Consider the following 26,909-nt stretch of genomic DNA (forward strand, 5'->3'; position numbering starts at 1 on the left):
CGCCCCCTTATACATAAGGTCAGGTCAAATCCAACCGTTAGTACGCGCCGTGTGAGCGGCCTCTACACGCGAAGTACAGTGAAGAAGTTGAATGGCTTCAGATAGGTAATTCTTCACAGTACCGTGAGAAAGATATAGTTCCCGTGCAATTTGATTGACGGTTTTTCCTTCCATAGTCAGTTTTAGAACATCCTGATGTCTGGGTTTGAGTGGATTAGCTGGCAGTGTAGCACCACTAAGAAGCAGCGCAGAATCAACCACTACCTTCCCAGAATGTATATCTCGAATAATATTTGATACTTCTTCAGCATCTTGATCTTTTGTTATAAAAGCACAAGCACCGCTTTCAAGAGCACGACGAACGTAACCAGGAGATTGAAAAGTCGTCAGAATAGCTATTTTCGTGTTTATGCCTTGCTTCTGAACTTCATCAAGAACATCTAGACCGTTAAGTTTTGGCATTTCAATATCAAGAAGCGCTACATTTGGAATATATGTGACAATACTATCCAGAGCTTCCTGTCCATCTCGACAAACACGCACAATTTCCAAATCTTCTTCTTCATTAATGAGACTGGCGAGCGCGCTGCCGAACATCGTCTGATCATCAGCTATAAGAACAGTAATCATAATTTTATGCCCCTCCAGTAATGATGTTAGAAGCTGGGATCCTAGCTCTGACTTGGGTTCCACCCTCAGGTGCGGCACCAAGAGTTGTCTCTCCACCTATATGTTGAATGCGGGTATTCATATCTGCTAAACCGGCACCGGTGTTCCGCATAGAACTTTCCTTCAGTCCTATACCATCATCCGCGATAATAAGCATATAGTCACCCGAAGAATGTTGTTTTAGACTCACCCAGCAATTTTTTGCACCGCTATGTTTAAGAACATTGGTGATAGCTTCAAGAAGTACCCAATACAGTGCTGTGAGGGTACTTGGGTTAAGGACCTTGAGAACATTCTGCTGAATATCCATGTGGGCTTGAATACCACGATATGACAGTAATGACGGTACAGCATTGAGTTGATGCGAGAAATCAACTGTATTAAAGCCTTCTACAACGTCGCGTAAATGAGCTATAGAAGAACGTGTCATTTTCTGTATCGCACGCGCTTCATATGCCACGTCTGAATCAAGAGGTTTTAAGGTACGTACCAATTGTTGCAGGCGAATATTAATAACTGTTAAATCATGCCCAATAAGATCATGAAGGTTCGCCGCAATCTGGGTCCTAAACTCTGCCTGTAGGTTCTGTTCACGTAACTCTTGGTTCTGTTCAGCAATATAAAGTTCTTCTTGAAGCCGCCGGTGTGATACTCGGCTAATCCGAAGATTCATGAAGAGAAACCCCACGATGGCAACAATAGCTGGATCATGGGAACTGGTATTGATCTCCCAGCTAGGTTCTAAAGTCTGCAAATAGTTAAGAGCCACAACAACTGCCAGGGTTGTAATAGCCGCTATTTTTGTATTCCTTACTCCGGTAACTGCTATAGCACAACATAAAATCCCCACTGGGAGCATAGATTGCTTAATGCCTAGAATACCTACTAAGGAAAAGATAATAATAATGATAGAAACAATACTATGGATCTTCCCTACGGTAGGACGCTGGATTCTGAGGTACCCAATCCAGACCACAGCAAACACAAGAGCACACCAAGCCAGAGCGGTCCATATACCGTAAGTATCAAACATGGGTGTAAAACCTTACCGTAGAAGCTAGGAACTCACGAGAATCTCGCCCACAGGAACCAGTCTATCGGATGAAACGCCTGTGAGTGTTTCAAACGCGCGGGCATCGCCACCGCCTAAAGGGCATACGTTGAGTGGTATTTCTTCCGCAAGCAGGCAGGCCGTTTGCATCCATGCTCCTACGTGTTTGAGGGTAAGAGAATATGCGACTCCTTCATACGTTGAAGTCACAAGGTCAAAATCAGCAGCTAATAAAACAAGCCCCTGTACATCTTCAGTCTTTAGCCTTGCCGAACTTGCATAGGTACGCAATAGACGCATGTACGCGCTCTGAGTTTTCTCCTCAACAGCCGCAACCTGTTCATACTGACGAGTATGCAGGTTTGCATACCATAGCCCTTGTTCCAGCCCTTCGATATTCTGAGCAATGATGAAGGGGTAAAGCTCGTGAAGAGCGCCACCGCTGGGAAAAGGCAGCCGTGTTATATTTTCACTCTTATGGGAAGTTTCACGCAGGCTTTCTTCCAACAGTGTTGTCAGAGATTCAAGACTTAACGAAGGTTTTTGCGGTATGCGCCGGGATGTTCGTTGTAGAAGCGCCTGATCCAGAAGAAGTTGGTGGCGGCGAGAATCAACTTTGGGGAAGGGAAATTGTCGAAGAGAAGCCAAGCCTTTGAGCAAGGTTGTGTTGTGCTCACGTGTTCGAGTAGCGCCATACCCTCCGGTTGCCGTATCAAACCTGGAACGTCGGTACATAAAATAGTCATGAGGTTCCCAACAGTCCCAAGGACCATATTTATGATGCTGTTCTTCAGGCGCAAAAATCCCTATAAATTCCAGAATTTGGTGGGTTACGCCACCCGTCATAGCATCTAACCAGGCTTGGGCATTGAGAGTTACTCGTAAAGGCCGATGCGCTATTTCAAAGCGAGTATTTCCATTCATCCCGTAAATAACAACGCCCGGCGTAAGAGTGCAGTCAGTATGACCAAGCGGATAATTTGCCTCGTCAAGAACAGGTTCCAGCGCGTCTTCAGTCAGCAGGAGCTCAAAGCCAGAAATCTCTATGCTTGCTCCGGTTTCAGGGTTGATAAGACGTTGTATAAGGTTTCTTGACGAGCTCTGTCGAGTCAATATCAGAGCGACCTGCTGTGCAGATACGTCTAAGTTCTGAGCCCAGTCTTCTAAAGTTCCGAACTTTTCATTGTTTTGAGGATGCATCTGTTTCAGCTGATATTCACAATGAATCAAAGGTATTTTGTGTGGATTCAGGTGGGTCTTTGTCACGGGGTAACTCCCTCTAGAAGAACATGGAGATCGGATTGAGGTCAGTTTCTTGGGTGGGCTGGGTAAGCCATCCGCATTGAACCGGCACATCGTAGAGTCGTCCCGCTGCTAAGCGCCTCCACCACGGACGCAGCCCCGGGACTAGAGCACGTACTACAGGAAGCCCAATATAAGGACGTGTAAGCTCTTGAAGGTACACAGGTAAACCGACATCTTCTAGACGCGCAATAATACGTTGGGGGTCGGCTTGCTTCCACGGTACATGCTCTACGTTAAGCGCCTGTGGATCAGGTACAAGATGAGGATTATCGTCTAGTTTAGCGTTTTGAAGCCAATGACTAGCAGCATCATCTACCGAAATTTTAAGGAGGTCTAGATCCATACCTTCTGCGGTCCTAAATTGCGCTGGCAGGGCACACATAAACTGCAGAGCCTCTGTTACTGCACGGGTTGCAGCAATTTCAGGGTTAGGATGCGCGCCGAACCCCAGAATGATCTGATCGGACACACCCCCAGGTTTAGGGGCTACAGCGGCAGCTACAGGAATACCTATGTCTGTTGTGATATCTAGAATCTCTAGGTTGCGGCCAATACTTTGCAGCCATTCTCGGGTACGCTGAATAAAAGGGGTATCCGTAAACTCGGGTGCCATTATCTGGCGGGGAATTTTGTTGTACCACCAAATGGCAACGGCATCGCGCTCAATAAGTTCAAGCAGAGCCTGCGCGGCGGCATCGCCTGGGGTAGAACCGCTTGCGAGACCGTTTGAATCTGAACGCATCATTTTCTGTCCAAGCGGACATTTTGCACCTGGCAGCATCGCTCCGTGATCAAACATGAATAACGAGTACGCTGCAGGAATCCAGGCAGTTTCATCACATGCGGGTCGCCAAACAGGCATCCAATCAATCTCTGCTGTGGGATCGAATTTTTCTGGAACCCAATGATATGGATCCTTCACTTGGTTGAGAACATCCCGTTGCTCGTATTGATCCTGAGAGAACTGTGTCAGGGTTCGAGGGTCTAGAGCCTGCTCCCCCAAGTCTTTATAGCTGGTGTGTAAACGGGCTTCAGTGCCGTCAGAGATCGCACTATGACGTTCAATAGCTTCTGCCAAACCGGATACTCGGGCGCCTAAATCGGTGGTTCCTTTACCCGAAGAACGACCGCGTAAGCTACGTGTGAATTCTTCAGAGCTACTGTGATTGAGTGCCCAGTTATGTCCCGCCCCATAAACGTGTACCAGGAGCTCTTCGTCTTCAGGTACCAAACGTTTAAGGCTTGACACGACTCCTGTTACATCAGATACAAGATGTCGATAGGTTTCCCAGGTCTCTCGGGTAGATTTTGCGCGTCCAGCGTCGTTGACGGGATTGAAGCTCAGGTCAATTTTTTTAGCCTGCGCGTCAAAATTCAACGGTTGAGCTTTGGTAATCTTGGCACCCGTCATGACGTAGTGCTCCCCTTCAAAGAGACCGTTTTTAAAACGTAAGACTGTATGCTCTGCGGGATCTGATGTCTTCATTCGCTGAATTGCCGACCAGACAAGCGAGTACACCGCGGAACGCGGAGTTACTGAGGCCGCCCCCATAACATTGTCCAGAAGTTTACCGCCCGAAAGAGCATACTGTGCGTTAACTTGAAGACTATGCTTGAGCTGGTCATAAGGTACGCTCGACGAATTCCCCAGCACTGGGCTTATGAGAGCATCCGCTCCCTGTAATTGCACTAGGCAGTACAGATGCCCCGCCGCCTCATACTTCCTAGACAGCTTTTCGGCAGCGGGAGAAATCATATCTTCGCAGACAATCACCGTTGGTAAACCCGAATTCACGCTAGGAACCGTGTGCCCATCAATAACCCGTATGCCGTCTTGAGGCGAGGCAGAGAAAGACTTAAGAACTCGGGCACGAGTAACGTCAATAATCTCAATATTTCCCTGCGTAGTATGGTCTGAAAGTTGAGTCTCAGTCATAATAAGCCCGCGATACTGCAGCTGAGCCGCAAGAGCAAACATGAGTGGAAGATCCGCTGCCCAGCGGGGTAAACGCATCATATCTTCCAAGGTTTTCCCGTCAACTTCAGCGATGAATTCAGCCTCAGGCCCTTCAAGCAGCACTGTTGTTTCGGGCGAAGAAGCAACAACTGTCGTGCGATTTTCCCGGGTCTGCTGAGTAAAGTGGAATTGTGGGTTCCTTACATATCGTTCAGTTCCTTGGGGATATAGCTCAGCGGTCTCAGATTGGTTATCTAACGATGCGGTTATCATAGTTCTCTCCTAGTGTTGTCGGGGATCCCACCGGAATTTAGTAATCGCAAAAATAAGTGAAACTGCACACCATAAACCGATAACAAGCATCCCTTGAGTACTGATGAACTGGGTTCCTGAAGGGATGGTTAATCCAGTATCACTTACCTGCGCGTGTGCTACATCGAGCCCGAACCACGCGGAACGTAATGCATCCGTTAAGTGCACAAGGGGGAACCATCCTGCGAAGTCTCGTAGCCCAGCTGGGATAGTCCATACAGGTTGGAAGATACCTGAGAGGAACATCAAAACTAGAGCAGGCGGCAGCAGCATAATCTGAGTTGCTTCTGCACTGGGAATAAACGATGCGTACGCAGCACCGATGAGCGAGAGCACCACCGTAGTCAGCAGAATAACCAATACTGTCAATGGAATATTTTTAGGCATAGGCAGGTGATACACCGCCATGCCAAAGACAATAAGGATTAAAGTACACGCTAGGGCAATGATGGATGCAGTCACAATGTAACCAGCGATTACTGCGGCATCCGATGTGCTCCGAAGTCGCAGACGTTTCAGGAGAGAGGTCGAGCGCTGCGCCGCCATATCACCTGCTACACGCACAAATGTACCCATCAGAAGCGTATAACAGCACAAGCCCACAATAGTCCAGCTTGCCATTGTCACATCAACTCCCTGCTGAGCGGGAATATTAGCCTGTCCTGAAGATCCACTGGCGAAGAGCACGATCATCATAATGGGGAAGGCTAAAGTGAAAAAAACACTCCGCATATTACGGATAAAGACGGTCAGCTGCATGGCTATTTGCGCATACAGACTTCGTGTGAAGTTTGAGATTGTGGCACTCACGTAAGTGGCCTTCCTAGTCTGTGCGGGTACTACCTATACCCTGTGGGGCATCCGTAGATCGCACAATGCTGCCGTACGCGTTTTCAAGTGAATAGTCGCTGAGCGCAAAATCAAGGACAGCATCACGATATGCGGATGTTGCAAATAAGTTTTGTAACCCTGTCGGGGACTCTACATCGAATGAAACCGTGGCATCATGAACACGTATATTCTTGTACCCGCCCTGCGAAGAAAGTTTTCCACCAAGGGCTTGGGCGTTCTGGCAGTCCGAGAGTTCTACCCAGCCTTGCCGTGTGTGACTGTATTCTTTAGCAATATGCGCTGGGGTTCCGCTCGCAACAATCTGCCCGTTAAGGAGAATAGAAAGTTGCTGGCAAAGAGCCGAAACTTCATCAAGATAGTGAGAAGTAAGCAATATGGTAGTACCTGTTTCGGCAAGGTTCTGTATAACCTCCCACACATCTCTACGTGCTAACGGATCAAGTCCAGTTGTGGGTTCGTCAAGAATAAGCAGAGAAGGATTGCCCATCATAGCCAGATACAGGTCAAGTTTGCGCCTTTCGCCACCGGAAAGCTCATGGATTCTGCGATCCGCTAGTTTCTCAAGATCGAAAAACTCAGGCACTGTGTATTCTGTTGCAGACATATAACGCTGCCAGCAGGTGACAGCATCTTTGACTTTGAGTCCAGTCGGGAATGCCGCTTCCTGCATCACAATACCCATATGTGAACGCACAAGGGCAGAGTTGCGATGCGGATCAACGCCGAGGACCTGCACCGTACCGCTTGTAGGTTTAGAAGATCCGGTGCACAAATCTACAAAGGTGCTTTTCCCCGCGCCGTTAGGTCCGAGAATACCGTGAACTGCTCCCCTTTCGACCGCGAGGTTGACGCCTTTAAGCACCTTCACATCACTATAATTTTGGTGAATGTCCTCAGCGATAACGCTGTATTGCTCATATCCCTGCATAAAGATTCTCCCCAGAGATTGAAGGTATAAGGTGTACCGGCATTTGGATCCACGTAGAGTTGATCATCTCCGGTAGTGGTTCAGGATTTTCACCAAGCCGTAAAGTACACGCAGATTCTGCGATTTTATGGGTAACTGCCCCCATGAGAGGACGGGCGATGGGGAATCCGAGGCATGCGTGAGGTCCCATCCCAAAGGTTACTTCTGACGCATGCGGCCTGCCGAGCGTAAACTCATCGTGGTTTGGGAACATTCTGGAATCGTGTTGTGCGGCATGAAGTAAACACACGATTAATTCCCCCGCACGAATGGACGTTCCACCTATTTTGGTATCAACAGTAGCGAGGCGTCCTAACGCTGCGGTAGGCGTGTATAGGCGCAGTGCCTCATCAACCATAGCGATAGAGTTCTCGTAATTTACTGTTTCCCAAAGGTTACGCTGTGTCAGTACGGTCAAAACGTTAGTCATAGCCCATTGCAGGCTCTCATGGGTGATTGAGGCGAGCATACTGACAATTTCGACTGCTGCATCGTGGGGCATACCGTCGTGACGATACTGATGGTAGAACCCTCCTGCACCCATAACGTCTTCGGCGAAGAGCTGATGCGCGTCTGGAGCAGAGAGTTTCCCCTCTCGTTTGCTCGGGACAGTACCCCGTTTTCGGCACCATCGAGAAAGCTCGATAATATCTCCTTCATACCCGATAAGAACACTAATCAGGGATACCGCGAGATCATCACACCACCCTGCAAGATCTAGCTTTTTCGACTGCGTGAGCATCGTGACGGACTGCTCGATAGCATCTCGACAACGTTCGACCGCTTTCTTAGAATTCGCAGCGGTAAAAGGAGTACGTAGCCTTTTGCGCATCTGGCGAAGAGGGGATCCATCCATATGCGCTAAGAACCTTTGCTGAGTTTGAGGAATCTGAAAATCTGCAGGCTCAGGTTTCGCGTAGTGTGCCTGGGACTGCATTTGACTCAAATGTTTTTGTCCCACAGCAGAGAACCTTTGGTCATCATGCAAAACCGTTTTGACACTCTCAAACCGAGTGGCCAACAAAACGCCAGAAATATCTGATGCCCCAATACCCTCAGGAGCGTGGCTCTGCCAGGCTAGAGCACTCGAAATAGGAGATTCGTACCAAGCGGATGTAAAAAGATGCGGGGGTTCAGGCATCTGAACTAATCCGTTGTCATATGTAAAAGTCATAGGAACGGCCACCAATGATTGGCTGAAGCGTTAATAAGCAAAAATCCGACGAGTAACGCTCCACGAAAAACCCAACGACCTGTTGAACGCTTTTTCATGATTTTCCTTCACTGTGTATCCAGAGTGGGAACCAGGCTAGTACTCAAGCTTTAATAGCCTGGTTCCCATCGTTGTTTATAGCCCTTCAGAACTTAGCAAGGGCAGCAGCAGCACCAGCAAATACCGTCTTCAGGGGATTCGGTGGTATCAAGCTCTTCTTCGACTGCGGGAGCGATTGCGATGACGAGTTCTTCCCCGTCATCAACAACCTTGTGGTGCCCCAGAGTTAGGGTTTCATCTTCTACCAGGCGGACCTGAGTTCCTGAGGGAACAACGCCTGCTTCAGCCAAAACCTCGCTGGGATTTGCCACAAGTGCACGGCGGTGAGCGGGGCTACCCGCTGCCGTCCCGAAAGTACGTGCGGCTGCAAGAGCATTGACTTTAGTGGTGACTAGTGCAGTCATCATATTCTCCTTAGAACACCGATTGGATAGAAGCCTTTTCTATCCCGGCTATTCCAGTCTCTCGAAGAAAACTCTTTACAGGCAGTGCCGTAACGTCAGTAAGAATGTATGACTATAGTCATGTGACTTTCTGATCGGCAGAATTCAAATCCCGTTTATCTCTACAGCTCATACTTTTTGTACTTTCTGAATCTAAAAAGGCTCTTTATACGAATAAATCGGGATTCTTCACGCTTTATATAAATCAAGGCTCTTTTTCCGCGCCTGGGAGGGGCTTACCGGTTTCGCGCTGGGCTGGATGCGCCCGTCACCCTAGCGTGCGAGCGCATCCAGGGGTACCGTTGAAAACGTCAGTCCCCATCAACTTTCAGGAGAAGTAATGGTCAAAAACATCACGTTCAATGACGGCAACAGCATCCCTCAGCTTGGGTATGGTGTGTGGCAGATTGAGGATAATGGTGCCGCCGATGCTGTCGGTACGGCTCTCGAAGCAGGTTACCGCCACATCGATACTGCATCCATTTATGGGAACGAGGTTGGGGTAGGTCGCGGTATTGCCGCCAGCTCCGTGCCGCGCGAGGATATTTTTCTCACCACCAAGCTCTGGAACTCGGATCAGGGTTTTGAGAAGGCTATTGCCGCGCTTGATGCATCGCTAGAGCGGCTCGGCACCGATTACGTGGATTTGTATCTGATTCACTGGGCTATGCCGCAGCAGGGTACCTATCTCGAGTCGTGGCGGGCGCTCATTGAGTTGAAAAAGCAAGGTAAGGTGCGTTCGATTGGTGTCTCTAACTTTCCGCAGGCTCAGCTGCGCGAAATTATCGCCGATACCAGCGTGACCCCGGCGATTCACCAGATTGAGCTGCACCCATATTTCTCGCAAGAAGATATGCGCGCGGTGCACAGTGAGTTTGGTATTGTGACTGAGGCTTGGTCGCCGCTCGGTCAGGGTGGCGAGATTCTGAAAGACCCGGTGATCGTTGAGATTGCGGGTAAGCACGGTATCTCTCCGGCGCAGGTTGTGCTCGCCTGGCATCTGGCGAAGGGGATCGTGGCGATTCCGAAGTCGGTTACTCCTGCGCGCATTGCCGAGAACTTTGCGGCCGCTAATGTCACCCTGGATGCGGCAGACATTGCGGCGATTGATGGGCTTACGCGGAAGGATGGTCGCATAGGTCCGGACCCTGAGAATCCTAAATTCTAGGCGCAACGTACCGCGAAGCTTTGCCGTGAGTTGTTGGGGCTCGAAGCCGGAAAATTTTTAACCATATTTCGTGCGGAGGCGGATATACGATAGCGGCGCAGTTCTGACAGCATGACTGGCAAGACCGCCCACGGTCGCAGACATAATGCTGTCAGTTGTTTGAGCACGCATCGTTGTATCCGCCTCCGCCCGGTGAAGCATGCTGCCACCCCTATCAAGAACGTTTATTCGTTTTCTTATGCGCCGTCTCCGAGCGACCCGAGTCGCCCTCATCTAACAGCAGTGAGAGCGAAATACGGCGGCGAGACGCATCCACCTCAACAACCCTCACGGTCACGATATCGCCGTTTCGTACAATATCGTGCGGGTTCGCAACATACTCGCGGCTCATCTGCGAGATATGAATCAGCCCGTCTTGGTGCACTCCGATATCGACGAAGGCACCGAAAGCCGCCACATTCGAGACGGTTCCCTCAAGCACCATCCCAACGGTTACGTCCTCAAAGCGAGAGATATCCTCAGAGAAGTGTGCGGTACGAAATTCGGGGCGCGGGTCACGCCCGGGGCGGCGCAATTCCTCAAAAATATCGCGCACGGTGTATTCGCCAATACTCTCGTTCACATAGTCAGCGGGGTCGAGCGCGGTGAGCGGGTCTTCCCCGTCACTGCCGATAAGCCGCCCGGCTTGCCAGAGTGCCCCATGTTTCCGCTGTGCATCGGCGATAATACGCCGCGCCACAGGGTACGATTCGGGGTGCACGGCAGAGGCATCCAGCGGTTCGGTACCGTGCAGAATACGCACGAACCCTGCCGCCTGTTCATAGGCCTTAGTACCTAACCGAGGCACGTTCAGAAGCTCTTCCCGGGTGGTGAAAGCCCCATGTTCGCTACGGTACGCCACGATATTTTCGGCAATCGTGCGGTTAAAACCGGCAACACGCGCCAGCAGTGCGGCGGATGCACTGTTCAGGTGAACCCCCACCGCGTTTACGCAGTCCTCAACCGTATTATCGAGGGCGCGTCTTAAAGCGGTCACGCTGACGTCATGTTGGTACTGCCCCACGCCTAAAGACTGGGGATCAATTTTGACGAGTTCGGCAAGCGGGTCTTGCAACCGCCGGGCGATCGAGACCGCCCCGCGTACCGTTACGTCAAGATCGGGCAGCTCTTCGCTGGCGAGTTCAGAGGCCGAATATACGGATGCCCCCGCCTCTGAGACGGTAACCTTCTGCGCCGCCTTATACCCCTGAGAACGCAGCTTCGCCAGCAGTTCGGCGGCGAGTTTATCGGTCTCACGTGAGGCGGTGCCGTTGCCAATGGCGATAAGCTCCACGCCGTGGGTGAGCACCGCATCTTCAAGGGCAGCGAGCGCACCGGCACGGTCGTATCGAGGCGCGTGCGGGTACACCGTGAAAGTTTTCAGCACGTGCCCGGTGCCGTCAATAACCGCGCATTTCACGCCATTACGCAGCCCCGGATCAAGCCCGAGGGTGACTTTTTGCCCGGCGGGCGCGGCAAGCAGAAGGTCGCGCAGGTTCGAGGCGAAAACGGTGATGGCTTCGCGTTCTGCCATCTCGAAGAGGGCGTTGCGTATGCGGTCTGCCAGGCGGGGGTGCAGCCGTTTACGCCATGCGGTGCGCACGGTTGCGGCGAGCCAGCCGAGCACGCGGTCTTCACTGTCGACGGTGTTGAGAACCTGCACGGGTATGCGCAGCGCGGAGGCGACTTCACGCTCGTATCCCGAACGAACGTTCTCGTAGTTTTCGGCAAGGGCAAGCGCAGCAGCACGTGCCTCACCACGGAGTTTGCTCAGGGGCGGGGCTGGTGTGGCACCGTCAATACTGAGCCGCACGATTCCGGCTTCTTTGGCGCGAAGCAGGGCGAGAACCCGGTGCGGGCGAATACGCCTAATGCTATCGGAGAAGTCGAAATAGTCGGCAAATTTTGCCCCTTCGGCTTCTCTCCCAGCGATAACTCGGCTAGAGATCGTTCCGGTGGCAACCATTCTTTCGTGAAGACGTTCGGCGAGCGTTGGGTCGGTCAGCGCCCGGTCGATCAGGATAGCGCGGGCGCCGTCGAGGGCTTCTTCCACCGTTGTAATTCCGGTGCCTTCGGATTTTCCGGCATCTGCCGCATGTTTATCGTCGGTTTCATCCGGTTCGTCCACATAGGCTGCGGCAATATCGTAGACCCCGGCAAGCGGAACTTCGAGCAGGTCTTCAACGAGCGCCTCCAGACCTGCCGCGCGGGCACGCTGCGCCTTGGTGATGCGCTCACTCCGGTAGGGTGCGTAGAGTGCTTCGAGGTCTTGTTTACTGGATGCCGCCCCCACCCCCGTGATGAGTTGTTCGTAGGTGAGCGGATCGATCAGCCCGTCTTCGCGGCGTTGGGCGAGCGAGCTGAGAATATTCTCGCGGCGAGTTTCGAGCGCACGCAGGGCATCGAGCCGGGTACTAATAGCACGCAGGTGGGTGTCGGTGAGCGCACCCGTAGCTTCTTTGCGGTAACGAGCGATAAACGGAACCGAAGCCCCGGAGTCGAGCAGGTTTACGGCGGCACGAACACGCGTGGGTTTGAGGTCTAGCTCCTTAGCGAGCATCGTTAGGATGCGGGTGTTCGTAGCTTCGGTGCGCTCGTGTTTTTCGCTCATTCTCTCAGTTTCGCATTCTCGGGTGTGCTGTGCCAGTCTTGCGGGGGTGGGGCGCGGGGTATGTTGCGCATCGGAGCGTAATAAATTTTACAGCTATGGTCCCGCATCTAGAATAGGTAATAACATCACATCGCTATTTTTCAGATAGTCCGGCGATTGTGCAGAAGTTATGCGCCGGGGCATAGAAGATGACATGACGGTAGCCGGTTCACGGTGGACTGGCTGAAATAGCCGCCCGAAAGAAGGTTTCGCATGTATGGTCGTGCTGACGATCGCGCACAGGCGCCTTCACGTTCATCTTTGCCGCCGGGGTACGGGGAATTTCATCAGCAGTTTGGCACGCTGATTACCGCCTTGGCTGCGCAGGGCTGGACTCCGAGCGAAACGCACCGTCGTATTCGTGTTCTTTTTCCGCAGGTTAACCGGGAACATCTTGATTTTGCTTTAGATTCTGGCATGTGGGAGTTTGGTTCGCACGGCGAGCAGACTCCCACCCATGTTTTGCTGGCGACCGCCGTCTGGTATGCGGTGGCAGAGGCTTACGGTCTGGCACCGGATGGTTCCTACGCCGCAACAACTCTGGATGCAACGGTCATGGCGGATATGATGCGCTTATTGGAGAGCGCACGGGTTTCACCGCAGAATATCGCCCTGATTTTAGGGAAGGTGGGTGCTGGGCTCAAGTACCTGGCGCTGCATCCATATACACAGCTTGATGAGCTTACCTACCGCGATGTGTGCCAGCATCTTCCGGCTGAGTCCCAAGACGTGGCGCACGGTTCGTTTGTATGGCCGCCCTCCTGCGAGAGCATTCGTGATCAGCTGGGTGATGGCGGATGGTCAACCGCCATGCTGCGCACCGGTGTGTGTCCGCCCGATTATGCGGAGTACAACTGGCAGCTGGGCGGTACTTCGCTCACGGATATGGAGTTCCGCAACCAACTGGGCAGTTTCATGAGTTACTGTATTCGGTATGATCGGCAGCCGACGGTGCTTGCCTACGGAACATGGTCTACTATGCGCAGTAATCTGGGGCGGGTGCCGTTTCTAGCGGCGGTGCGCGCGAAGTACGGGTCGTGGCATACCGCCTTGCAGGTGGGCCGCACAATGGTGACCGATGCCCTGCAGATGACGAAAAGTGAGGTCGCGCCGGTGCGGGTGCCGCCGCATCCGCCCAGTATTTCGCCCGAGCAGCTTGCGGTGCAGGGTATTGGGGTTGTGAAGTCTGAGCAGACGGTTTCTGCCCGCGACCGCTGGGATGAGGTAGCGAACTCACTCGGTCAGCGTTTGGCGAGCCTGCCCTGGAGCAGGCATCTGCGCACCTACTATGTGCTCACGGGTGCCGCGAATGCTAACGCAATGCCGCTTGTGTGTATCTACCGCTCCCCCGCCGGGTTCCTGTGCGAAATTGCAATGGAGGCTGAGGTTTTGCCCAAGTTCAGCACCGACTATCTGCGTTCGCACGGGTGGGCGGCACCGACCCCCATGCAGCCCATGTGGAACCGGAATGTTTTTGACCCTCATGAGGCCGCGCAGGATGTGGTGCAGGCAATGCGCTGGGGTATGGGCTGTTCTCGCTGGGACTACTACCGCACGGATGACCTAGTGTTGGATGCCGAGGATACCTCGGGTACCGAGGCCGGTTAAGCCGGGGCGCGGATTCTTCCGTTTCTCCTCCCCTATCACGCTAAAAGGCTCTTGATGCGAAAAAGAGCTAGTAACGCCGCCCTATTTACATCAAGAGCCTTTTTATACCGGAAGTAATGCGGAACAGATAACCGCCGAAGTGTCTTTACTTATTATTCTTCGGTGCCTTCATATCCACCACCGGATGCGACTGCGTAATGCTGGTCTCCGGGATTTCGGGGTTGATGCTGTTCTTCACAAACCACCCGATAGTCAGCAGAATAAACCAGATGGGCATGAGCATCAGACCAGTGAGAGTGTCTTTATCGGTAGCAAGAATCCCGATGATGAAAGCAAAGAACGCAAGCACGATCCAGCATGCCACCACGCCGCCGGGCATGGGATAGGTGGTTTCCCGGTGCAGGTTGGGGCGCTTCGCACGGTAACACAGGTAGCTGACGAGGATCATCGACCATACGAAGATCACAAGTACTGCCGCCATCGTGGTGACCAGCGTGAACGCCTCAATAATCGAGTCGCCAGCATAGAGCAGGGCGATGCTGGAGAGTAGCAGAATCGAGGTGAGGAACAGCGCATTGCGGGGCACGCCGCTCCCGGAAAGGTTACCGAGGAACTTCGGGGCGTAACCTTCCTGCGAGAGACCGTACACCATGCGCGAAGTCGAGAAGATACCCGAGTTCGCCGATGATGTTGCCGAGGTCAGCACCACAACGTTCACGATATGCGCCGCAATGGCAATACCGGCGAGGGTAAACATGGTCACGAAGGGGCTCTTGGCCGGATCAATTTCACGCCAGGGGTTTACCATCAGAATGACGATCAGGGCGCCCACGTAGAAGATGAGAATACGAACCGGCACGGAGTTGATAGCCTTCGGCAAGGTCACCGTGGGGTTCTGAGTTTCGGCGGCGGTAGTACCTACCAGCTCGGACCCCATAAAGGCGAAAACCGCAATCTGGAAGGCGCCTAAGAATCCGGTGGCACCGTTAGGGAAGAACCCACCGTCGTTCCATAGGTTGGCTACCTGAGCATGAGCACCGCTGGGTGTCGTGAAGCTCGTAGCAACCATAATGGCACCCACAATAATAAGGGCGCAGATGGCAACAATCTTAATCATGGCGAACCAGAACTCGATCTCACCGAAGTTCTTCACCGAGGGCAGGTTCAGCGCCAGTAGCGCAATAATCACGACGAGTGCTGGAACCGCTTTCGGTAAATCGGGCCACCACAGCTCGGTATAGCCCACGATTGCGATAATATCTGCGACCGCGGTGACTACCCACATAAACCAGTACGACCATCCGAGGAAAAACCCTGCGGGGCGCCCGATCAGGTCGGTAGCAAAGTCTGAGAATGACTTATATTTCAGGTTTGATAGAAGGATCTCACCCATCGCACGCAGCACCAAGAAGATAGCGGCGCCGATAACCATGTAGACCAAGAGGATAGATGGACCAGCTTTAGAAATTGCCTTACCGGAACCCATGAAGAGCCCGGTACCAATAGCACCGCCGATAGCAATGAGCTGGATGTGTCGGTTGCTCAGCCCGCGGTGCAGTTCTTCAGCATTATCTGTCGTGTCTGCCGCCGATGCGGCATTATCGTGAGGTTGCTGCATGACAGTTCCTCTTTCGTGGTTGGGTCCCGCAGCCGAGCGGGACAGCCCCGGCTTTCGGGGCGGCAAGTGCAGCACTCAGCCCGTAAGATACGGTGAGCTATCACAACTTTTGAATATATATTCTACATAACAGGGACGGTATTGTGTAATTATCTCCAGGAAGTGTGTCGCGTATCTATAGCATGCGTCACGAATAATAAATTCTTTATGTCGCGATTTAAAAAAATTCGGAAGAGATCTACGAAAAACCCTTGACAATAAGCCTTACTTTCGGAAAATACAGCGCACGTGAGGTATATCCCTTTCCTGCCCAACTCGCCACATCCTCAAAAGAAAAATTCTCATCATATATAATTTCTATACAAATTTAAGAATATCTATACATACTGGGGTCTGTTCTGGTACATGCCGTATGTCATCGCCCCATAAGACACATCGGGCGGGATGCCGCACGTTTTCTCTACACGCCGCATCCCGCCCGCTATTAAGGAATAAATAAGACTCGCTACTTAGTTTCCGCCCGCACCGACTCCGCAAGAAGGCGCTTACGCGCATGACGGCGCACCATAATTTCGTACCCAAGCTCAACCCCGATAAACCATATAGGGCTAAGCGCCAGAGCTAACCCGGTTTCTGGCTGCAAGCTCAGGGCGTAGATCATCAGAGCGAAGAACACCAAACCAACCCAGCTCATCGTGCGACCGAACGGCATCTTATACTGTGAGGCTTCATGCCGTTTAGGGAACTTCTTGCGGTATACCAGGTACGACACGAGAATCATCGACCACGTGAAAATACCCATAATTGAGGCCACCGAAGTCACGACAGTAAACGCTTCCAGAAGCTCACGCCCAAACGCCAGCATCACCAGGCTAAAGAGCAGAAGAACTGTCGTTAGGTACAGGGCGTTCGTGGGCACGCCGTTCTTCGAGAGCTTCTTCAGGAAGGAAGGTGCATTCCCATCCTCCGCCAGCCCATACACCATGCGCGAGGTCGAAAAAATACCTGAGTTCGCCGAAGACGTTGCCGACGTCAGCACCACAAAGTTAATGAGCGATGCGGCAATTGACACACCCGCCAGTGAGAACATCCCCACAAAAGGACTCATATTAAGGTCGAGTTTATCCCAAGGAGTCACCGCAAGAATCGCCGACAGCGGCAGCACATAGAACAGCACCATGCGCAGCGGCACGGCGTTAATTGCGCGCGGCAGGGTACGTTCGGGGTTCTTTGTCTCTGCCACGGCGGTACCCACCAGCTCAGCGCCCACGAACGCGAACAACGCAATCTGGAACGAGCCCAAGAAACCCGTCAGACCGTGAATAAACACCCCGTTGCCCGAAGGTCCCGGGCGATCCCACAGGTGCGTGATGGAGGCGACCGTTCCATCCGGGCTCGTAAACCCGAACACGACCATCACGGCACCCACGGCGATAAGCGCCAGAATCGACACGATCTTAACCATGGCGAACCAGAACTCGATCTCACCGAAGTTTTTCACCGACGGCAGGTTCAGTGCCAACAGCGCCCCGATCACAATAAGTGCAGGAATAAATGAGGGCAGCTCGGGGAACCAGTAATGCGTGTAATCCGTAATCGCCAGCACATCCGCAATACCCGTGGTCACCCAGAAGAACCAGTACGACCAACCGACGAAAAAGCCCGCGCGAGTACCCAAAATATCAGATACGAAATCGGTAAATGACTTGTACTTCGGGTTCGATAGCAGAATCTCGCCCATCGCACGCAGCACAAAATAGATAATGATGCCAATAATCGCATAGACAAATACGATGGAAGGTCCCGTGAGCGAAATAGTCTTCGCTGATCCTAGAAATAACCCCGTACCAATTGCACCGCCGATAGCGATGAGCTGGATATGCCTGTAACTTAATCCACGCTTCAGGCTCTCTTCACCCGTGGAACTCTCATTCTCGGTAACTGTATGCTTGGAAGGCCGCTGTGTCACTATTCCTCTTTTCTGTGTGTGCTCTGCCCTGCGGGCTACAACCTCAACAGGAAGCCCCGACCTTCGGGGCATCACGATGCAGTTCAGATTTTCGCACGAGCACGGCTCACGGAAAATCGCATCGTTACGCCATGACTACACAGAATTCTACCCGCAAAAGATGCATACCTCGCATGAACCTTGGCTATGCCTATGCTATCTGGGGGTGGCGACACGCCGACGATGCTTCTCTCAGCCAGCGCTCTCCCCCGCTAAAACGCTGAAAATAATGCTTATCGCAAAAAATATGTTAAAACTTTACGATTAAATAAACTTTCCTGAGGTTTGCCGCTACAATTGCAATGCCCAGTGTGGAAATACCGCATCACTCATCTCATCACAAACATCAGGAGGACACTCACTCATGGGTAAACTATCAAATGCTGCACTGCGTCTCACTACCGGCGCGCTTATGCTCGATGCGGGCGTCAAGAAACTCGGCGCCGACGAAGGTACCTACGCATATCTGCAGCAGATGGCGGCATCAGGTGTGCCCGCCGTCGCCAAGCTCGATCCAAAAACCTTCGGTAAACTTATTTCCTACTCGGAAACCGCGCTCGGCGCTACTCTGCTGACCCCTTTCATCCCCAGCCGTCTGGCGGGCGCGGGGCTGACAGCCTTCGGCGCGAACCTCATGACCATGTACTTCCGCAACCCCGACATGCACGATAGCGCATTCCGCCCCACCCAGGATGGGCAGCAGCTCGCCAACAACATCGTGATTCTTGGCGCGGGTCTGGCGTTGCTGTTCTCCGGCAAGAAGAAGTAGTCTGCACGGCGACTTCGCGGTCGTAAAGGCCAAACGGGGGCAGTTTCTTCATTAAAATGAAAAACTGCTCCCGAAATTTTTAACAGTGCCTCCCTCCGCGCGCCGCTACGTTATCCTGATAGGTATGTCATCTCAAGAGCAGAACGCGCAAACCACCGCATCAGCCAACGCCGATACGCCCCAGACGCCCGAGAAGAAAACGGTACCGCCCGAGTTCTTCCGCCAGCCCTACTCCTTCGTGCGCCGCGGCGACCGCCTAACCTCGCGCCGCCAAAAAGCGTGGGACACCTACTCCCAAACCCACGTGCTCGACATACCCCGGCTACGGGCAGATACCTCTGTAGCCCCCGAAGCCACTTTCGACCCGGTCACAATCTACGGGCGTGAAGCCTACCAGGTTGTCGAGATCGGTTCCGGGCTGGGCGAAGCAATCGTGCACCGCGCCTCCGAAATGCCCGAGGCAAACTTCCTTGCCGTTGAGGTCTACACCCCTGGCATTGCGGATCTGCTGCTCAAGATGGGGCAGGCCGGGGTTGAGAATGTGCGCGTCGCTCAGGCTAACGCCCCCGAATTGCTAGATAACATGCTGGAAGAAAATTCGGTTGATGAGCTCTGGGTTTTCTTCCCCGACCCTTGGCACAAGTCACGCCACCACAAACGTCGTCTGGTCTCCCCCGCTTTTGCCGACAAGGTTGCGCGTGTGCTCAAACCCGGCGGAATCTGGCGCCTTGCTACCGACTGGGAAGAATACGCTCACGTGATGCGCGATGTCATGGAGGCACACCCCGACTTCGAGAATCTGCATGCCGGTGAAGGCGCTACCGAGGACGACCCCGTGGGTGGTTGGGCGCCGCGCTGGGAGGGGCGCATCCTGACTAGCTTTGAGAGGAAGGCTCGTGAGGCGGGCCGCCGTGCCCACGACCTGACGTATAGGCGTAAATAAGTTATCTGCTAGGGAAAGGGTAACGATACCACTTTGCCCTTGCTCAAACAGCCGGAGGCATACTCGCTTCGCTGCGTTACCTCCGACAACTCGCATGTAGGCAAAGGATATCGTTGCCCAAAAAGGCTTACGCCGTGGTCGGGTCAGGCACGCCGCCCGCCTAACACTCGTAAAGGGTGAAGTAGGCGTATAGCTAGGCTGGCATGTCACGTTACGTTGTCGTTGGTTGAGAACCACCCACGGTAAAAACTATTTCTGCCGGTATAGCACTACCGCCGAGGAACGTTTGCGCGGTGCCGGGCGCTGACCCCGCTGGATGTTCACTACATCCCCGCGGGTGCTGGCCGCGAACACTCGTTCCGCCAGCCCCAACTTGGCGTGCGCATCCTCAAGCTGAGCCTGCAGGCGGGCAATATGATCCCGGTGTTCCTCAACCATCTCTTCAAGCTCAATAATCCGGCGGATTCCCTCAAGCGAAACGCCTTCCTGCGAGAGCTGTTGAATACGCTGAAGTAAATCCACATCGCGCTGCGAATAGCGCCTGGCCTTACCCGGCGCACGCGAAGGCTGCACCAGCCCCAGGCGGTCGTATTGGCGAAGCGTCTGCGGGTGCATACCCGCCAGCTCCGCCGCCACCGAAATCACAAAAACCGGCCTGTCGGCGCTGTAGGCAGACGCCAATGATTGCTTATTATGGGCACTCATAAGCTACCTAACTTTCTTCAAAAGGTCCTCACGGGGGTTCTCCTGCGGTGCCAGAGCAATGAACTTCTCGAAGGCTTCCTTCGCCTCATCGCTTAGGTTCTGCGGCAGGTGTACCTCGGGGATCACCAGCAGGTCGCCGGTGCCCGACTTGGTTTTGAACCCGCGTCCTTTCGCACGCAGTTTACGACCCACGCTGCCGGGAGTCAGCCGCAATTTGACGGTTTTACCGCCGGGTACGGGCACTTCCAGCACACCGCCGTTGACGGCCTCTTCCAGAGTGACGGGGGCACGCAACACCAGGTTGTTTCCTTCGCGACTGTAGTGCGGGTCATCTGAAACACGCACGGTCACGATCAGATCGCCGCCGGTGCCGGGGCGGCCCTTGCCACGCACACGCACCTTCTGCCCGTCCTTCACACCCGCCGGGATGCGCGCCTCAGTACTCGTGCCGTCCGGCAGGAACACGGTCGCCTTGGTGCCCGTGTACGACTGCGGCAGGGTAATACGTGTGCTGGTGGAGAGGTTATTATCCTGCGGGGCACGCTGCTGCCTGCCGCCGAAGCCTTGAGCTCCCCCGAACCCGGTGGCATCCCCAAAATCGGCACTCGTGAACCCGGCGGTACGGCGTGAACCACCCGCGCCGCCAACGCCACCACCGAAGAGTCCACCGAGCAGGTCTTCAATGTTGATACCTTCGCCACCGCCGCTGGTCGTGAAATGCACGTTTTGGCCGTTAAATCCGCCGAAACCACCGGCACCACCAAATCCGCCAGCGCCGCCTCCGAAGCCGCCATTAGCGAACCCTGCGGCACCGTATTTACGAATCTGGTCGTATTCTTCGCGCTGTTTCTTATCCGAGAGTACATCGTAGGCTTCGGAGACTTCCTTGAATTTCTTCTCGGCTGTCTCGTTCCCGGGGTTTAGGTCGGGGTGATATTTGCGCGAGAGTTTGCGGTAAGCCTTTTTAATATCAGATTCAGAGGCGTCTTCTTTCACGCCGAGGGTTTTATAAAAGTCTTCTGACAGCCAGTTTTCGCTTGCCATGTAGTTCTCCTTTCCCGTCGTCCGGGGTTCTTGTAACTGCCCCTAAGAGGGCACAACCTTAGTTTTTAATCCTATATAAAGTTTAGTCTACTAGACTCAATTTTGGAAGAGAAATCCCAGAAAATCCGCGGAAATATGCGGCAAACGGGCGGGTTCTCAATTTCTCAAGAACCCGCCCGCTGTATGCTCTACGGAGTGTTTATTCGGCGGCAGCCACCGCAACCTGGGCGGTGCGTACCACGCGCTCTTTCACGCGGTACCCGTATCGCAGAACCATCGAAATGTGGTCCGGTTCTACCTCGCTGGTCGGCTGCTGCATGACCGCTTCGTGAATATTCGGGTCGAAGGGCTCGCCCACCTCGCCGAAACGTTCCACGCCTTCTTTTTTGAGAGAATCCTCAAGCTTGGTGGCGATCGCAGCGAAGGGACCTTCCTGCAGGTCGCCGTGCTTGCGTGCGGCGTCAATATCGTCGAGCACCGGCAGAAGCAGGCTCACAATATCGCTCGCCACGAACTCCCGAAGCTGCTCCTTCTCGCGGGCGGCACGGTTCTTGAAGTTTGTGAACTCCGCCTGCAGGCGAAGCAGGCTGTCCAGGCGTTCTGCCGCGAGTTTCGCATCCTCTGAGGGTGCTTCCTCACTCGGCTCGGGGGTTTCCCCCGCCGCAGCCTGATCGGTTGCGGCAGGGGCTTCCTCGGCCTCGGGGTGACCCTCGGCGGCGGGGGCGTTGAATGCCTCCTCCAGTGGGTCTCCCGCAGTGTTCTCGTGTTCAGCCATGATTACTTCTTCTCGTCTTCGTCCTCGTCGATAACTTCGGCGTCTACCACATCTTCGTCATCTTCCTTGGAAGAAGAAGCGGAGTCTGCGTTAGCCTCTGCCTGTGCGGAAGCGTACAGAGCCTCGCCCAGCTTGGTCTGGGATGCCTGCAGCTTCTCAAGAGCAGACTTCACGGCATCTTCGTCATCGCCTTCAAGAGCCTTCTTGAGCTCGTCAACATCGCCCTGAACCTCAGTCTTGACGTCTTCGGGCAGCTTCTCGCCGTTCTCCTTCAGGAGCTTATCGACAGAGTATGCCACAGACTCGGCGGCGTTGCGGGTGTCGGCTGCCTCGCGGCGTGCCTTATCCTGCTCTGCGTGAGCCTCAGCATCCTTGACCATGCGGTCGATGTCTTCCTTCGAGAGGGAGGTACCGCCGGTGATGGTCATGGACTGCTCAGCACCGGTGCCCTTGTCCTTTGCGGAGACGTGCACAATGCCGTTGGCGTCAATATCGAAGGTGACCTCAATCTGGGGTACGCCGCGCGGTGCGGGGGCGATACCGGTCAGCTCGAAGGTACCCAGGTTCTTGTTGTCGCGGGTAAATTCGCGCTCACCCTGGAACACCTGAATCGACACGGAAGGCTGGTTGTCTTCAGCAGTGGTGAAGGTCTCAGAACGCTTGGTCGGAATAGCGGTGTTGCGCTCGATCAGCTTGGTCATCACGCCACCCTTGGTTTCGATACCGAGGGACAGCGGGGTCACGTCGATCAGCAGAACGTCCTTACGGTCGCCCTTGAGCACACCAGCCTGCAGGGCTGCACCCATTGCCACAACCTCATCAGGGTTAACACCCTTGTTGGGTTCGCGACCGGTGAGTTCCTTCACCAGGTTAGCCACGGCGGGCATACGGGTGGAACCACCCACGAGCACGACCTCGGAAATATCCGAAACCTTGATGCCTGCTTCCTTGATAACGTCTTGGAAGGGCTTCTTGGTGCGTTCGAGCAGGTCGCTGGTGAGGTCCTCAAACTTTGCGCGAGAGAGCTTCTCGTCCAAGTGAATGGGGCCTTCGGGGGTTACCGAGAGGTACTGCAGTGAAATGTTGGTGCTGGATGCACTGGAGAGCTCCTTCTTAGCCTGCTCAGCTGCCTCCTGCAGACGCTGCAGAGCGATCTTGTCTTTGGAGAGGTCTGCGCCGGTCTTGGACTTGACCTGCTCAAGCAGCCAATTCACAATGCGCTGATCCCAGTCGTCACCGCCCAGACGGTTGTCACCGCTGGTTGCGCGCACCTGAATGGTGGAGAAGCCGTCTTCGTCCTTGCCAACTTCAAGCAGGGAGACGTCGAAGGTACCGCCACCAAGGTCGAAGACCAGAATCAGTTCGTCTTCTTTACCCTTGTCCAGGCCGTAAGCCAGTGCAGCTGCGGTCGGCTCGTTCACGATACGCAGAACGTTCAGACCCGCGATCTCGCCGGCTTCCTTAGTAGCCTGGCGCTCAGCGTCGTTGAAGTATGCGGGAACGGTGATAACCGCATCGGTCACCTTGTCGTTCAGGTATGCTTCAGCGTCGTTCTTGAGCTTCTGCAGAATACGTGCGGAAATTTCCTGCGGGGTGTATTTCTTGCCGTCAATTTCAGTCGTCCAGTCGGTGCCCATGTGGCGCTTGACGGACGAGATGGTGCGATCAACGTTAGTAACCGCCTGGCGCTTTGCCACGCTGCCGACCAGAACGTCGCCATCCTTAGAGAATGCGACCACGGAGGGGGTGGTGCGGGCGCCTTCAGCGTTAGGGATAACTTCCGGTTCGCCACCTTCAAGGGTGGATACAACCGAGTTAGTGGTGCCGAGGTCAATACCAACTGCACGTGCCATGTTTTGTACTCCTTAGTGTTATGCCCCGCTTCTTGGCGAGGCGGGTTCCTTGGTTAAATCTTCGGGGCGTAAGGGGTTTTAGACCGAGCGCATGCACGGTGAAAATGTGCTGGGATGCTGCCCGGTGAGTGACCCCTTGAGCCTCATGTACTCAAGTTTTACATATGTTTGGGTGGATGTCAACAGACTTGAGTGAAAAAGACTCAACTTTTTGAAGTGAGTAGGAGTTAGGGGCAGGTGGCAAGGGGTGAGGTGCTGGCGATTTTGGGGCAGAACTAGGCGGAAATTAGGGGTTATTTGGGTGGTAACTTACCTGAATGCAGGCGTTTCATCTCTACGCAGCGAAATATATGAGGTTAACAACGGTAATTCCGACAGATGCGGTCACCCTCGCCCTATGATGGAAGGTGAGTGTTCGCTCTAGGTTGAAGGAAAGTTGGAACAGAATTGAATGCAATAAACTCCGGAACGGCATTTTGGGCTCTGGTGGTCGTTACAGCCGTTCTGATCCTTATACTCGCAGTACTGCATCTTGCACGATACAAGCAAAAACCTAAAAGGCTACTCAGAAAAATTGAATGGCTTAGAACGTTCTATGTATGGCTTGGAGCACTTGCCATTCTCGGCGGCACTTGGGCGTTCTTCCTACCGATAGCCCTCAATTCAGGTTTCAACAAAGATGATGACGGTCCTGTATTGCGCCAGCTACTGATATATACAGTAGGTGGACTCTTAGGTGTCATCACATTGGGAGAGACACACCGCAAGAATACTCTTGAAAAAACTAAGAATGAGCAAGACCATATACGACAGGTACATGCAGAAATACGACAGGTACATGCCGAACGACGTAGTCGGTACACTACAGCAATTGAGCAACTGTCCAGCGATAAAGCTTCTATCCGCCTTGGCGGTATTTACTCTCTTGTAGGGCTGGTGGATGAATGGTTAGCAGACGAAAAAACTACCCCTAGTCTTGAGGAACGCCGCAAAGAAGGCCAAGTCATTATCAACAATCTGTGCGCCTACATCCGTTCCCCATTCCCACTTGCAGAACGCGCTGAGCAATTAGATAAACCCTACGCAAAAGATCTACAGAACGATTTTGGCGGGGATAAAGAAAAGTTTGATGCAGACAAACGATCCTTTGCCCAAGAGAAAGCTGCTCTAGAAGAAGAACGCCAGGTACGACAAAGTATCATCAAAGAAATATATGAACGGCTACGCAACATCAATGAGCCCGGATCTTGGTCAGATTTCGATTATGACTTCTCAAATGCCCATTTTTTCTACTATGTGGACTTCAGCGATAGTATTTTTGGTGCTTTCGCTAAATTCTCCGAGGCGATCTTCGCCAAAGACGCTGACTTCTCTGGGGCTATCTTTGCTGAGTTCGCTGATTTCAGCAGATCGACCTTTGCTGAGTTCGCTGGCTTCTTCAGTGCGACCTTCACCCGAAATGCTGATTTCAGCAGATCGGCCTTCACTCGAAATGCTTACTTTTTCTGGACAACCTTCGCCAAGGACGCTAACTTCTCCTGGACAACCTTCGCCAAGGACGCTAACTTCTCCTGGACAACCTTCGAAGACAAACCAATATTTGAATACACGATAAACAATAAAACCTATAAAGCGAGGTTCTCTTATAAAGTCAATCCAGAAGATTATAACTTCGAGGTTTCGCACGGTAGCCCCTACAAAATCGAAACCGAAGAACAAGAGTATAACGGCGTTAAGTTCATCATTCCTAAAGGCACAGAACTCTTCGACCCGGACGAACCTTCCGATCTGGAAGACGACGATGAAAGCTAAAGTTCTTTTCACGTAAAAATATGGCAGATTATATTCCTTTTATTCAAAGAAACCTTCCTTACCTTTACAAAGGAGAACCCTAGACATGGCTGAAAAGGCGAATAACTCCCACCCCTCTAAGAGAGGTAATGCATGGTGGAACAACAGATTTTATACAGTTCTTATTGCTGTAGCTCTCATAGGTGGAGGATGTGCATTTTTTATTCCTCCATTTATCACCTCGTATGGTTCCGGTGATAGTCTTCCAATCCTACGCCAAACTATTCTTGCTGCCACGGGTGGCGTTCTCGCAATACTCACCCTGTGGGAAAATCGCCGTAAAAACGATCAAGAGCACATGCGACAGGTACATGCAGAACGGCGTAGCCGTTATGCTACAGCAATCGAACAGCTTGCCGACGAGAAAGCACCCATTCGTCTTGGCGGGGTCTATACTCTGGTCAAGCTGGTTGACGAGTGGTTAACTGACGAGACAACTCTCCCCAACGAAGAAGATCGCCGGGAAGAAGGTCAAGCAATCATTAATAGCCTCTGCGCCTACATCCGCTCACCATTTGACCTTGCGTCAAAGTTTGAAGTGCTGTTTGAGAATGAAGCACCAGAGAATTATGAAGGTGGAATACAACAGTTCACTATAGATCAGGCAAGGTTCCGCGAAGAGAAAGAATTGCGAACAACAATTCTGGGCGCAATCAGGAATCGACTCGGTGGCACTATCACCCAAGGAGACGGCACTAAGAAACTTTTAAAAGGCTCCTGGTCAGATTTTGATTACGACTTCTCCAATGCGATTTTCTTCTACTCGACTGATTTCAGAAATAGTTATTTCAACGCTTCGTCAAGTTTTATTCAGACGACCTTCGTTCAACGCACTGACTTCCGGGAGGCGTCCTTTACCAAGGGCGCTGACTTCTCCGGGGCGACCTTCACCGAGGCTAGCTTCTCCTGGGCGGAATTCACCGAGGCTGACTTCTCCGGGGCGACCTTCACCCAGAACGCTAACTTCTCCGGAGCGACCTTCACCCAGAACGCCGACTTCTCCGAGGCGACCTTCACCGGGGGTGCTAACTTCTTTGGGGCGAGATTCA

The 26,909-nt window shown here is 53.0% G+C and carries 21 protein-coding genes; 6 read left to right on the forward strand and 15 right to left on the reverse strand.

Features of this window, described 5'->3' with window-relative positions:
- Positions 1 to 24: 24 nt before the first annotated feature.
- The 8 genes from HMPREF2609_RS08010 to HMPREF2609_RS08045 all read right to left on the reverse strand — a co-directional run bounded on the left by HMPREF2609_RS08010 (position 25) and on the right by HMPREF2609_RS08045 (position 8,793).
- The gene (locus tag HMPREF2609_RS08010) at positions 25 to 630 is read right to left on the reverse strand and encodes a response regulator transcription factor (protein WP_048753247.1); all 606 of its coding nucleotides are present in this window, start codon (positions 628 to 630) and stop codon (positions 25 to 27) included.
- Between the two features lie 4 nt (positions 631 to 634).
- A complete protein-coding gene (locus tag HMPREF2609_RS08015; RefSeq protein ID WP_048753246.1) occupies positions 635 to 1,702 on the reverse strand; it encodes a sensor histidine kinase in 1,068 nt (355 codons plus the stop codon).
- 24 nt (positions 1,703 to 1,726) lie between these two features.
- Entirely contained in the window at positions 1,727 to 2,986 is a 1,260-nt protein-coding gene (locus HMPREF2609_RS08020; protein ID WP_048753244.1) for a SagB family peptide dehydrogenase, read from the reverse strand.
- 13 nt (positions 2,987 to 2,999) lie between these two features.
- Positions 3,000 to 5,255, reverse strand: a complete 2,256-nt coding sequence (locus tag HMPREF2609_RS08025) for a YcaO-like family protein (RefSeq protein ID WP_070536267.1) — start codon at positions 5,253 to 5,255, stop codon at positions 3,000 to 3,002.
- A 9-nt stretch (positions 5,256 to 5,264) separates the two neighbouring features.
- Positions 5,265 to 6,104 carry an ABC transporter permease gene (locus HMPREF2609_RS08030; protein ID WP_070536268.1) on the reverse strand — a complete coding sequence of 280 codons (840 nt, stop codon included), beginning with the start codon at positions 6,102 to 6,104 and terminating at the stop codon, positions 5,265 to 5,267.
- A gap of 13 nt (positions 6,105 to 6,117) precedes the next feature.
- Entirely contained in the window at positions 6,118 to 7,074 is a 957-nt protein-coding gene (locus HMPREF2609_RS08035) for an ABC transporter ATP-binding protein (RefSeq protein WP_070536269.1), read from the reverse strand.
- Positions 7,061 to 8,287 carry a cytochrome P450 gene (locus HMPREF2609_RS08040; RefSeq protein WP_083296720.1) on the reverse strand — a complete coding sequence of 409 codons (1,227 nt, stop codon included), beginning with the start codon at positions 8,285 to 8,287 and terminating at the stop codon, positions 7,061 to 7,063. The genes HMPREF2609_RS08035 and HMPREF2609_RS08040 overlap by 14 nt, the downstream gene beginning before the upstream one ends.
- A gap of 191 nt (positions 8,288 to 8,478) precedes the next feature.
- Positions 8,479 to 8,793: a hypothetical protein gene (locus tag HMPREF2609_RS08045; protein WP_141745423.1), complete on the reverse strand. Its 315-nt coding sequence runs from the start codon at positions 8,791 to 8,793 to the stop codon at positions 8,479 to 8,481.
- A 376-nt stretch (positions 8,794 to 9,169) separates the two neighbouring features.
- On the opposite strand from HMPREF2609_RS08045, the gene HMPREF2609_RS08050 reads away from it, so the two are divergent.
- A complete protein-coding gene (locus tag HMPREF2609_RS08050; protein WP_070536271.1) occupies positions 9,170 to 9,997 on the forward strand; it encodes an aldo/keto reductase in 828 nt (275 codons plus the stop codon).
- A gap of 214 nt (positions 9,998 to 10,211) precedes the next feature.
- On the opposite strand, the gene HMPREF2609_RS08055 is transcribed toward HMPREF2609_RS08050, so the two are convergent.
- Positions 10,212 to 12,647 carry a Tex family protein gene (locus HMPREF2609_RS08055; protein ID WP_070536272.1) on the reverse strand — a complete coding sequence of 812 codons (2,436 nt, stop codon included), beginning with the start codon at positions 12,645 to 12,647 and terminating at the stop codon, positions 10,212 to 10,214.
- A gap of 252 nt (positions 12,648 to 12,899) precedes the next feature.
- On the opposite strand from HMPREF2609_RS08055, the gene HMPREF2609_RS08060 reads away from it, so the two are divergent.
- On the forward strand, positions 12,900 to 14,294 hold the full coding sequence (locus HMPREF2609_RS08060; protein WP_246825624.1) for a TY-Chap domain-containing protein: 1,395 nt from the start codon (positions 12,900 to 12,902) through the stop codon (positions 14,292 to 14,294).
- A 145-nt stretch (positions 14,295 to 14,439) separates the two neighbouring features.
- On the opposite strand, the gene HMPREF2609_RS08065 is transcribed toward HMPREF2609_RS08060, so the two are convergent.
- Together HMPREF2609_RS08065 and HMPREF2609_RS08070 are read right to left on the reverse strand one after the other, a co-directional pair.
- Positions 14,440 to 15,912 (reverse strand): amino acid permease, encoded by a 1,473-nt coding sequence (locus HMPREF2609_RS08065; protein WP_070536275.1) that lies wholly within the window; start codon positions 15,910 to 15,912, stop codon positions 14,440 to 14,442.
- Positions 15,913 to 16,417: 505 nt separating this feature from the next.
- Entirely contained in the window at positions 16,418 to 17,881 is a 1,464-nt protein-coding gene (locus HMPREF2609_RS08070; RefSeq protein WP_070536277.1) for an amino acid permease, read from the reverse strand.
- A gap of 403 nt (positions 17,882 to 18,284) precedes the next feature.
- On the opposite strand from HMPREF2609_RS08070, the gene HMPREF2609_RS08075 reads away from it, so the two are divergent.
- On the forward strand, positions 18,285 to 18,689 hold the full coding sequence (locus HMPREF2609_RS08075) for a hypothetical protein (protein WP_048753223.1): 405 nt from the start codon (positions 18,285 to 18,287) through the stop codon (positions 18,687 to 18,689).
- Between the two features lie 124 nt (positions 18,690 to 18,813).
- Complete coding sequence (trmB, locus tag HMPREF2609_RS08080; RefSeq protein WP_070536376.1) at positions 18,814 to 19,632, forward strand: tRNA (guanosine(46)-N7)-methyltransferase TrmB; 819 nt, start codon at positions 18,814 to 18,816, stop codon at positions 19,630 to 19,632.
- A gap of 249 nt (positions 19,633 to 19,881) precedes the next feature.
- Here the strand turns inward: trmB and HMPREF2609_RS08085 are convergent, their stop codons facing one another.
- From HMPREF2609_RS08085 to dnaK, 4 genes are all read right to left on the reverse strand, one after another.
- Complete coding sequence (locus tag HMPREF2609_RS08085) at positions 19,882 to 20,337, reverse strand: heat shock protein transcriptional repressor HspR (RefSeq protein ID WP_070536278.1); 456 nt, start codon at positions 20,335 to 20,337, stop codon at positions 19,882 to 19,884.
- 3 nt (positions 20,338 to 20,340) lie between these two features.
- Positions 20,341 to 21,381: a DnaJ C-terminal domain-containing protein gene (locus HMPREF2609_RS08090; RefSeq protein ID WP_070536280.1), complete on the reverse strand. Its 1,041-nt coding sequence runs from the start codon at positions 21,379 to 21,381 to the stop codon at positions 20,341 to 20,343.
- Positions 21,382 to 21,580: 199 nt separating this feature from the next.
- Positions 21,581 to 22,156, reverse strand: coding sequence for a nucleotide exchange factor GrpE (locus tag HMPREF2609_RS08095; protein ID WP_070536282.1), 576 nt, complete (start codon positions 22,154 to 22,156; stop codon positions 21,581 to 21,583).
- 2 nt (positions 22,157 to 22,158) lie between these two features.
- Positions 22,159 to 24,009 (reverse strand): molecular chaperone DnaK, encoded by a 1,851-nt coding sequence (gene dnaK, locus HMPREF2609_RS08100; protein WP_070536285.1) that lies wholly within the window; start codon positions 24,007 to 24,009, stop codon positions 22,159 to 22,161.
- Between the two features lie 447 nt (positions 24,010 to 24,456).
- Between dnaK and HMPREF2609_RS08105 the strand changes: the two genes are divergently transcribed.
- Complete coding sequence (locus HMPREF2609_RS08105) at positions 24,457 to 25,821, forward strand: pentapeptide repeat-containing protein (RefSeq protein ID WP_070536287.1); 1,365 nt, start codon at positions 24,457 to 24,459, stop codon at positions 25,819 to 25,821.
- Between the two features lie 85 nt (positions 25,822 to 25,906).
- Positions 25,907 to 26,909 (forward strand): pentapeptide repeat-containing protein (locus HMPREF2609_RS08110; RefSeq protein ID WP_070536289.1); only part of this gene is annotated, 1,003 nt, incomplete at its 3' end.

The sequence above is a fragment of the Rothia sp. HMSC058E10 genome (genome assembly GCF_001809415.1).
In the GTDB taxonomy this organism is placed as follows: Bacteria; Actinomycetota; Actinomycetes; order Actinomycetales; family Micrococcaceae; genus Rothia; species Rothia dentocariosa.